General features: G+C 59.8%; 9 protein-coding genes. 4 read left to right on the top strand and 5 right to left on the bottom strand.

Features of this window, described 5'->3' with window-relative positions:
* Positions 1-122: 122 nt before the first annotated feature.
* Positions 123-2,309, bottom strand: a complete 2,187-nt coding sequence (locus ABLE93_RS26260) for a DEAD/DEAH box helicase (RefSeq protein WP_348842624.1) — start codon at positions 2,307-2,309, stop codon at positions 123-125.
* A gap of 228 nt (positions 2,310-2,537) precedes the next feature.
* Positions 2,538-3,815 carry a tyrosine-type recombinase/integrase gene (locus ABLE93_RS26255; RefSeq protein ID WP_348842623.1) on the bottom strand — a complete coding sequence of 426 codons (1,278 nt, stop codon included), beginning with the start codon at positions 3,813-3,815 and terminating at the stop codon, positions 2,538-2,540.
* Positions 3,816-4,051: 236 nt separating this feature from the next.
* On the opposite strand from ABLE93_RS26255, the gene ABLE93_RS26250 reads away from it, so the two are divergent.
* Positions 4,052-5,353 (top strand): tyrosine-type recombinase/integrase, encoded by a 1,302-nt coding sequence (locus ABLE93_RS26250; RefSeq protein ID WP_348842622.1) that lies wholly within the window; start codon positions 4,052-4,054, stop codon positions 5,351-5,353.
* A gap of 36 nt (positions 5,354-5,389) precedes the next feature.
* Here the strand turns inward: ABLE93_RS26250 and ABLE93_RS26245 are convergent, their stop codons facing one another.
* Entirely contained in the window at positions 5,390-5,635 is a 246-nt protein-coding gene (locus ABLE93_RS26245) for a helix-turn-helix domain-containing protein (RefSeq protein ID WP_348842621.1), read from the bottom strand.
* Positions 5,636-5,801: 166 nt separating this feature from the next.
* Here ABLE93_RS26245 and ABLE93_RS26240 point away from each other — a divergent pair, with 166 nt between their 5' ends.
* From ABLE93_RS26240 to ABLE93_RS26230, 3 genes are read left to right on the top strand one after another with little or no spacing between them, the layout of a single operon-like run.
* Positions 5,802-6,779 carry a helix-turn-helix transcriptional regulator gene (locus tag ABLE93_RS26240; RefSeq protein ID WP_348842620.1) on the top strand — a complete coding sequence of 326 codons (978 nt, stop codon included), beginning with the start codon at positions 5,802-5,804 and terminating at the stop codon, positions 6,777-6,779.
* Positions 6,780-6,833: 54 nt separating this feature from the next.
* A complete protein-coding gene (locus ABLE93_RS26235; RefSeq protein WP_348842619.1) occupies positions 6,834-7,280 on the top strand; it encodes a hypothetical protein in 447 nt (148 codons plus the stop codon).
* 17 nt (positions 7,281-7,297) lie between these two features.
* On the top strand, positions 7,298-7,735 hold the full coding sequence (locus ABLE93_RS26230) for a hypothetical protein (RefSeq protein ID WP_348842618.1): 438 nt from the start codon (positions 7,298-7,300) through the stop codon (positions 7,733-7,735).
* Positions 7,736-7,999: 264 nt separating this feature from the next.
* Here the strand turns inward: ABLE93_RS26230 and ABLE93_RS26225 are convergent, their stop codons facing one another.
* Together ABLE93_RS26225 and ABLE93_RS26220 are read right to left on the bottom strand one after the other, a co-directional pair.
* Positions 8,000-8,893: a hypothetical protein gene (locus ABLE93_RS26225; RefSeq protein WP_348842617.1), complete on the bottom strand. Its 894-nt coding sequence runs from the start codon at positions 8,891-8,893 to the stop codon at positions 8,000-8,002.
* Complete coding sequence (locus ABLE93_RS26220; RefSeq protein WP_348842616.1) at positions 8,894-9,139, bottom strand: MBL fold metallo-hydrolase RNA specificity domain-containing protein; 246 nt, start codon at positions 9,137-9,139, stop codon at positions 8,894-8,896.
* Positions 9,140-9,252 lie beyond the last annotated feature (113 nt).

Below are 9,252 nucleotides of genomic sequence, written 5' to 3'. Positions count from 1 at the left end.
AAACGGCTCAAGAGATCAGGACCGAATACCCCATCTCTTCTGAAAAACGGCTGCGCTTCATGTCCTGGTCCTCAAGTCGGGCCAGAACGAACTTCAAGCTGGATTAGACATGAGGGGCAACGTCACCACGTCTTTACTGCGTCGCTTAGCTTGGAGGTCGTCGCGGCTGTTGGATGTCCTGCCTTAGGAAGAGCCGGGACGACTGAGGGAGATGAAACTGGCGGCAAACGAGTGAGCCAAACGTCCGGGTCGAGGATCTCACGCTGGGGTCCGGTCGCCGCGTGGAAAAATGTGCCGTTAGGGTCTTTCGCCTGCGACGGCAAATAGAAAATGCTCACGACGGTTCGCTTGGAGGTGTCGAAGCCATGTGGCTGGTCATACGGCTTGGAGGGGTCCTTTTTATCGACGGGGTACCCTCCATACTTCAGCTCGTGCAGCACAAGATTGTAGAGCTTCGCATATTCATCTACAGAGACGTTCCGAGCCAGCGGGATAACAGCTCTCCACCTTTTCCTACCTCCAGTCGACGAAAACGTGTTGGCGAGGATCATTTTCCAACTAGAAAATGTATCCATAAATTCTTCGGGAGAAATTCCGTCGCCGTCGTTATCCAGGATGAGAACCGACGAGCCGATTGCATCTTCTGCCTTTCGTGTCGTTTTTGGGTCGCATGAGTATATCGTAAAATTAAACAATTTTGCTGAGTTCTTTTCTGTTAACCTGACGCGATGAGCAGCTTTAAATGCCTTCACAATTTCTTCCAATGACTTGAGAGCGACGATTTCGTAGGCACCTCGACTCTTGACTGTTTTGTAAATGTTCATCCGCCAAATGCCCTTCTGGCTCGTGGCCAGCTGCGTTACGACGTTATTTTCTTTAATGGATTCATAACGGGGTTGAATTTGAGGAAAAGCAGTTTCGAGTAAAGGTGCCGAAGCAAAGGTTCCCGCTGCTGCTGCCTTTTTCCGAGCACGGTATTCCCTCTGCCGTTCTGCATTATCTGAATATTTTCGACGACGGCCAACCTTTCCGATCGTCTGATTTGCCGCGAGGGAAATTTCTTCCACGGTTGCACCGGGAAATACCCCTTGAAGCCACATCGCCGTTCGACGGTCTGGAGCAATAGCAACTTTCGAACTCGTCGACTGTGGATCTCGCAGCGAACACCTCATAAGTGCCTGATAAATCGCATTGCAGTGCATCGCAGTGTCCAGAACTTCGCTGGACACCCCAAGGCTTGCCAGGAATTTGGCGTGAGGTGGTCGTGGGTTATAAGCCGGAAAAATCGCTGCATGATCAAGATGCTGATAATGGTTCAAGCCGTGAGGGCTTCCGCTTAGTTCAATTCCGCCAGCACTTTCCAGATCGAAGTGCCCAGACCCTTTGTTTCCAAGATAAATGAATGGCCGGTTATGGAACTTAAATTTGATGAATTGTTTTAATTGGATAAGAAGGTCGGGGTGTTCCGCCGCCGCCTTCTTTGACCACCGATCGATGGGCATGTAATGGATCGTCAGAAGGGCGCCATTATTGTGCGAGGTGTAACGTAAAGCATTATTCGTCAATGGATAAGGCTCAAAAGTTGCGCCTCTTGCTTGCATAATTTTGCAAAACAGGCTTTCGAGGAAGCGGGCCGAGGCGACAATGCAGCTCTTGAAACGTGAAAGAATTTTCTCGTTTCGGACGGCGTAAATGGACAGCGACCCAATGTCACCAACGAGTAAGCGTTGGTATTGGGCAACATCAACGTAAGCATCCCACCCTTCTGACTTTATCCGCCGAGCCACAGGGTAAAATCGGCGATATACATCATCTTTAGATCCAAGTTTTAGAATATCGTCGTCCTGATCAAGGTCGATTGTAACCAAAGCGTAGGGCGAGTCCGATCCAATTTCTAGATGCCTCGTTATCAGGGAATGGGAGTGCGGAACACGGAACATAAAGACCGCATCCGCGGCCGGCACCTCGTCAAAAATAAGATGCCATTGGCCGGCCTTTTCGAAATATGGCACGCCGTCGAACGCCGCTTGAGTGATGAGAATTGCTACTCCTCCAAAAGGCGGGTTCTTCAATTTTTCGACGATTGCTTGAATGGCGCTTTTGCTGCTTTCATTCTGACTATAGATTTTTTGAACCTGTTGAGTAAGCCCGAGATTAAATGAAAGCGTAGAATAGGTCTGATCAATTAGCGCTTTAGTTGGCTGGACCAGAATAATCTTTTGCCCTTGGTTGACCATATCTGCAACGAGCTTGCAAATCGCGTGCGTTTTTCCAGAGCCAGCAGGTGCATCGATGTATTGAATTTTCATATTTACTCCAATTAATTTGTAAATGAAATTGGTCGCAGAAAATCGTCCCGCGACCGGGTGATGGCCAAAATTTAAAATGACATTTTGGATGGTGCTCGGGACAGCAATACTGTCGAGCGGGGTATATTATACACACTTTCCCGTTTTTTGCAAGGAAAAAATGCTCGCTTGCAGCCTTCTCGGTCCGTTTGACGAAGCTCGAAAACTTGACGCGTGGCGATCGGCGTGCTATAATGACGATTCTGGATTCGGGACGCCCGACGCTGCTCCGTGGCCAAGCTTTGGAGCAGCCTCGCTAAGCCACTTCCGCATGACGGCCAGAGAATGGCCGGTGCCATAATGCTCCGAAATGCCAGGAGCGGCGTGTCCCTGAATCGCATCCCGGATGTCCCGGGGGCAGCCAATATCTCGCAATGCCTGTTTCACCGAGTGCCGGATGGAGTGAACTGACTTCTTTGGGTCGTTGATGCCAACTGCTCGGAGCGCCTTCATCAGGGCCGCCGAGGCTGCGTCGGGTCCGCCCGAACGACCATACCGAGGGAACACAGGTTGTTCGGGCTTAAAAGGCCAAGCTTGCCCTTCCCGGAGGCGCTGGAGCGCCATTTCTGAGTTTTCAAGCAAAGGTACCGAACGCGTGCTCGCTGCCGTCTTCAGACGCCTTACAGCGTTGGAACGGATCTCGATGTAGGCGCCGCCCTGTTCTGAACGGCAGATATCGCCCCAAATGAGTCCGGCGATCTCCCCGAGACGTGCTCCCGTTGAAACGAGCAGGGTGAGAATGACCTGCAGCTCGTTGTTGACCGATAAGCCAAGGACCGTCTCGATCTCGTCACTGGTTAACGGAAGGCGAGCATCGATGGCGGCAACATCCGCCTTCACTGCAAGGCGGTGGAATGGGTTCGACATCATGATCTGTCGCTCGGCGATAGCCACAGCGAGGATGGCGCCGGCGATCCTGATGTTCTTCTTCACAGACCCTGCGGATAGACCCTTGCGCCCGAGAAAGTCTCGGAAGCTCCGGGCGTCGGCCCGGGTCAGCGTCTCCACTTCTCGATCGCCCCCGAGGGACGCTACGAGATAGCCGATGACCCGGCGCTTCTCATTCAGGCGGACCTGCAAGGCCCGGCCTCGGTAGGCCGCGAACTCATCCCGCTTCTCTGCCAGATAGAGATCGAGGGCATCTGAGACTGTGGGGCCGCAGTTCGTGGCTTTAGCAGCAGGCTCTGCTTTTAAGGTCGGAGGAACCCAGCTGCCATCCAAATCGAGATCGGAAGAGGGGGCCGAAGGGGAAAGACTGGCCCGAAGGGTGGCGAGCCACGCCTCCGCTTCCGCATGGGCCTTGATGAAGCGACCTTCAGCGAGATGGACCGATTTGGTCCGAAGGGAGACGAGAATCTCCCGCTTCCCGGCCGCGGCCTTCAACGAGGGTGGGACGACCCTCCGATACCGAAAAATACCGTGGCGAGTCCGCTGCAGATAGGGGACCCGCTGAATCCATTTCCCCATAAACGTACCCCCGAGTGAGTATCACCGTGGGTAAGCCATTGGAATTGAGGGGATAATGGCGCTCCCAAGGGGACTCGAACCCCTGTTTTCGCCGTGAGAGGGAGAATGCATGGGCATTTGCGGATCAAGGTGGATCACGCTGGATCGTTGAATCACAATATGTTAAGCCGTCGCCGTTCGCGGGAATCCGCTGACGTTCGTCTCCACTTACTCCCCAAAATCTTCCCATTCTTCCCATGGCCCGCACCGTCCGAGATACAGCCCTCGAAACCCGCACGGCCCGAGCACGACTTGCCGTGCGGGGCGAGCCCTATTGGAAGCAGCTTGATGGCGGGCTCGCTCTCGGCTACCGGCGAAAGAAGAGCGGCGGCAGCTGGCTTGCCCGGCGATGGGATGGCGAGCGCAAGCGCTACACGGAACATGCGCTTGGCTCGACGGACGACGTGCAGGATGCGGATGGCGCGGCGCACCTGTCCTTCAGCCAGGCGCAGGCAGTGGCCCGCAACTGGTGCCAGGAAGAGGAGCGCCGTGCGCTTGGGCTCTCCGCCAGCGCCGGTCCCTACACCGTGGGCGATGCCTGCGACGACTACATCGCCCATTATGTGGGCAAGGGCGGCCGATCGGAATATGCCACCCGCCGGGTCATCGAGATCCACATCCGTCCATCGCTCGGCGGTGTGGAACTGGCGAAGCTGACCACGCGCCGCATCCGAGATTGGCATCGGGGCATCGCCACCGCACCCAAGATGGTCCGCACCAAAAGCACCGCCAAGGAACGGGCCACACGGGCGGTGGATCATGACGACATGGATGCGGTGCGTTCGCGACGCGCCACCGCAAATCGCATCCTCACGGTGTTGAAGGCGGCCCTGAACCACGCCTGGCACGAACGGCACATCAGCAGTGACGAAGCATGGCGCGCAGTGAAGCCCTTCGCTGCGGTGGATGCGCCGGTGATCCGTTATCTGAAGCCCGCTGAATGCACCCGGCTGGTAAATGCCTGCGCGGAGCCGCTTCGATCGCTGGTGCGCGGCGCACTGCTGACCGGCGCGCGGTACAGCGAACTGGGCCGCCTGAAGGTGGTGGACATTGATCTCGATGCTCGCACGGCAGCAGTGCGGGAGGCGAAAGGGGGCAAGCCCCGTCACATCGTTCTGACCGACGAAGCCACGGCGCTGTTCCGCAGCCTGACCCATGGCAAGGACGGCAGCGCGCTGGTGTTCGCGCGCGATGACGGCGGCCCCTGGAAGCCGGCGCAGCAGACACGGCCGCTGGCGGAGGCCTGCGCTGCGGCGAAGATCGTGCCGGCTATCGGCTTTCATGTGCTCCGCCACACCCATGCCAGCACTTTGGCCATGGCCGGGGTACCCATGGGCGTGATCGCCGCGCAACTCGGGCATGCGGACACGCGCATCACCGAGAAGCACTACGCCCACCTCGCGCCGTCCTATGTGGCCGACACTATCCGAGCCGCCTTTCCGAAGCTGGGCATTGTGCCGGAGAGCAATGTGAAGGAGTTGGCAGCGAAGAAGGGGTGACGCTTGGTGGCCGGAACGAAGGACCACCTCTCTTCGTCACTCGCCCGGCTCTGCGCGAACTTGCTCCAGAATGCCGATCGCATCGAACCCAATGGCCTCGGCGAGCGCCAGATACTCGATGACGTCGATGCGCCGTTCGTTGCGTTCAATATCGGCGATATACGACTGCGGCCGACCGAGCTTTGCCGCGACCGCCGCCTGTGACAGCCCGGCCGCCTTGCGCGCCTCGATCATGAGTTCGCGCAGTCGGGCGTAACGGGGCTGACGAAGGTCGCGCGGCAATTCCGGCATCCGCAGGAGGAAGCGGACGCCGAAATAATCGGCTTTTCAGATAATCGAGATTTCAGATAGAATCTCGCATTGCCGGGCTCATGCTTCGCCAATAGGTTGCATCGCTGGGTGGTGCCCTGCTCCTGTGGCGATCACCGGACAATTGCGGGCTTATGTCATGCGTTTCGACAAGGTGCGGGCGTCGCTAGAACTTGCGCTGGATCTGGCCGCTTCATCCACCGGCCTCAGCCTGGAAGAGATCAGCGCCCTGCACGGCGTATCCCGAAGCACGGCCGAGCGCATGCGCAACCTCGTCGCCGACATGTTCGGGCCGCTGGAGCGCGTCCACGACGGCAAGATCGTCCGCTTCCGGCTTCCAAATCTGCCCAAGGGGGTTCGGTTCATCGCCACGCCCACGGCCGAGGAACTGGCGGAATTGAGGAACCTCGCCCAGGCCATGCAGGCGCGGGATCCGGCGCGGGCGAGCCTCCTGGACAGCCTGTCCAGGAAGATCAGCGCCGGCCTGCGCGCGGCGGACCGCCGTCGCCTTGAGCCGGACGTCGAACTGCATCTGGAAACCGAGGTCTGGGCTCATACACCGGGGCCGGCACAGCTCTGCAAGCCCGAGGTCCTGAAGGCCATCCGGCATGCCATCCTGGCCGCCGGGTTGCTCGAAATCCGGTATCGGAGGGTCGGGGACGAAACATCGCGGAGCTATCGGGCTGTCCCCTATGGGCTGATCTTCGGGCGGTCCCACTATCTGGTGGTGGGCTTTCCCGATAACGACCAGCCCCACCAGCTCCGGCTGGACCGCATCGACGCCGTTGCTGAACTGGAGGAGCGGGCGAGCCGCCCCGAGGGCTTCAGCCTGCGCGCCTATGCGGAACGCTCATTCGGGTTCTTTCAGGAAGAGCCGGAGCCCATTGAACTGGTGTTTGACCCGTCGATTGCACCGGAGTTCAGGGACCAGTCCCTGCATCCCGATCAGCAGATGGAAACGCTGGCGGATGGCAGCCTGCGCGTCACCTTCGAGGCGGGAGGTTTCTCCGAGCTCGCACAATTCCTGACCCCTTACGTGAATATGGTGAAGGTGATGAAGCCGGAGCGGCTGAGGGGGCTGATGGGCGCGGCGCCAATGGAGCCGGGCCAACCCTGATCGGCTCTGGCCGGTTTCTGATCCAACTGGGTTCACGATCAAGGGGAGCGCGTCATGCGCCGTATGGTCTTTCTGATGGGGCTTCTGGCCTCGATAGTGCTCACGAACGCGGCCTTCTTTTTGTGGCCGAGCCCGGGCTACGCCCTGAACCGACAGCTGGAGCCGATCCAGTCGGGGCTCTATTCATCGGGGCAGGACGGTGGCTGCGATGACCCGGACAGCAAGGACCGTATGCTCATCTCCAAGTCCGAGATTCATCTCTACGAGACCCACTGCCGCATCCGCCGCATCTCCGCGCAGGGCTATTTCTACGAGATCGACACCGATTGCGAAGCCGAGGGAGAGCGGGGAAGCATCAAGTTCGAGATTGCCCCGCTTTATCTCGGCACCCTCGCTGTCCAGCTGAGAAAGGGCGGCCTGATGTCGGGGACCGGCGACCCCATCCTCTACCGCCTGTGCGCCGTGCCGCAGCACAGCCCGAAGGCCGACAACTACCGCTGAAGCAAGGAGGCCAGACCATGACGGCACATGTGACCGAGCCCGCCCAAGCCCCGGAGGAGGTGCGGGAGAACGGGGCTGAGCCTTCAGCGGCGTGCGTGGGCATCTTCTGGTTCGTCATGGGTGGCGGCCGGCCTGAGCTCGCCTCCTGCAAGACGCCGTGGCGGGAGGCGGAAGACTACGGAGACTTCAAGACCGAGCCCACGGCCCACTATGAGTTCTGGCCGACCCTGCAACGCCGACTCAAGGTTATCGGAGAATACGAGGATTGGCCGCGTGGTCGCGTGGTCTACAACGTGCGGGACGACCGCTTCACGGTCTATATCGACCGGCAGCTTGCCGGCGCCCCCTTCAAGGCCCATCTGCTGGCCCACTTCGCCCTGCCGGCGGACAAGACCACGTTCGCCTTCGACGCCCATTACAGCGGCGCGAAGTTCAAGGTGAAGGGGCAACCCTGAAGCCCGCCCGCACCGGCACATCTCACAGTTCCGGCCGATTGAGCGCTCTCCATCACTTTGGAAAGAGAGCGCTTTCACCGGCCGGTTCTGCTGATAGGTGGGCTCGCGCGAGGACAACGTGGTGTAGCTCAGGGGAGCGGTGCTGCGAACGCGCCATGGCGGCGGTGGAGGAAGCCCCACCCCGGCACCGGGCCGGGGCGGATGCAGAGCAGCTCTTGCGGGCGTTGGCGGCGGGCATCGCAGCATGAGCCCGACACCGGGAGCCTACAGCCTGATGTCGCCGGGGTTGCCGCGCGCGAGGACTTCGATGTCCTTGAGCTGCTCCGCATTGGCGGCCAGCAGCTTCTTCCACGCCCCATCGCGCTGGTCGGCATCGAACCCATAGACGATGAGGCGCACATCGGGAGGGGACGAGAGGGAGAGGGGAGCGCCGTCCGCCACATTGCGTACCGCCGGGGCCACCATGCGGGCGCCGCCGCTCATGTCGGCGAAGGCGACGAGATGCCGGGCGATCAGCCGATAGGTCTCGATGACCTCTGAAGCATGCTGCGTCAGGCGCGTCCGGTAGTTTTCGATCTGCTTGACCACGTTCTTGTCCCCCGCCGTGCGCAGCTCCGGATTGCCGAGAACCTTGGCCTCCCAGAACACCAGCTTCACGCCGTCCTCGGTCTCGTTGAAGGTGGCGATGTCGATGCGGGGCACGCTGCGGCTGCCGGGCTCAGCGGGGAAGGCGACCTCCACATCAACCACGTTGGGATTGGCGCTGACGATCGCCTGCACACCCTCCTTCTCCTCGCCCGCGAACAGGCCCGCCGCCCGCTTCAGCTTGCCCAGCGTCTCGCCCGGCACATAGGCCCGGGTCAGCGCGTCGAAGCCATCCAGGGCGAAAGCGCCGGTCTCGGCGTCGAGCGCGACCTGGCCGGAAAGATCCGGGTTGAGCAGGTACTTGGGGTGTGTGGTGGCGACGATGCGGTCGTGCTTCATCTCCACCTTGAAGATGGACTGGCCGCGCCAGTAGACGTTGAGATAGTCGTCCCGCACGCCGATGACGAGGCTCTTGTCGTGGAGGACATCCCGCCACCAGCTATCCTTGGTCGCAAGCTCCGCAAGGGCCTCGATCATGCCGCTCTTGCGGATGCCACGCTTGAACCCAGCCATTCAGACCTCCCACCATTCGCCGTCATGCCGCACGACGACGTTCTCGAACAAGGATGGAAACCGGTCCGCCTCGAAGGTGTGGATCGGCACGAGGGCGCGCGGCGAGATGGCCGCGGCGAGCCGCTTCAGATCGGGGATGGAGGCATGGCCCGACGTATGGACGACCTCGAAGCCGACGCCGTGCGCCTTCAGCATCGCGAGAAGCGCGGCGGTCTTTTCATCCTTCAGATAGCTGTGTTTCGGCATGGAAGATTGACCCCGTTGTGAGGGGGATCGGCGTGTAATTTTGACCCCCCTCTTGGCTCATGGTCCGTCGTTTTGTTGCGACGGGCGGGCTGGGGATGAAGGGCGTGGATACG

It is taken from the genome of Xanthobacter pollutisoli, from assembly GCF_040044995.1.
GTDB lineage: Bacteria > Pseudomonadota > Alphaproteobacteria > Rhizobiales > Xanthobacteraceae > Xanthobacter.
This window is presented reverse-complemented; position numbering and strand designations above follow the sequence as displayed.

Bases quoted from the DNA above. Each gene is read 5' to 3' on its own strand.
- ABLE93_RS26260 (WP_348842624.1), bottom strand. From the start codon at position 2,309: ATGAAAATTCAATACATCGATGCACCTGCTGGCTCTGGAAAAACGCAC.
- ABLE93_RS26255 (WP_348842623.1), bottom strand. From the start codon at position 3,815: ATGGGGAAATGGATTCAGCGGGTCCCCTATCTGCAGCGGACTCGCCAC.
- ABLE93_RS26250 (WP_348842622.1), top strand. From the start codon at position 4,052: ATGGCCCGCACCGTCCGAGATACAGCCCTCGAAACCCGCACGGCCCGA.
- ABLE93_RS26240 (WP_348842620.1), top strand. From the start codon at position 5,802: ATGCGTTTCGACAAGGTGCGGGCGTCGCTAGAACTTGCGCTGGATCTG.
- ABLE93_RS26235 (WP_348842619.1), top strand. From the start codon at position 6,834: ATGCGCCGTATGGTCTTTCTGATGGGGCTTCTGGCCTCGATAGTGCTC.
- ABLE93_RS26230 (WP_348842618.1), top strand. From the start codon at position 7,298: ATGACGGCACATGTGACCGAGCCCGCCCAAGCCCCGGAGGAGGTGCGG.
- ABLE93_RS26225 (WP_348842617.1), bottom strand. From the start codon at position 8,893: ATGGCTGGGTTCAAGCGTGGCATCCGCAAGAGCGGCATGATCGAGGCC.
- ABLE93_RS26220 (WP_348842616.1), bottom strand. From the start codon at position 9,139: ATGCCGAAACACAGCTATCTGAAGGATGAAAAGACCGCCGCGCTTCTC.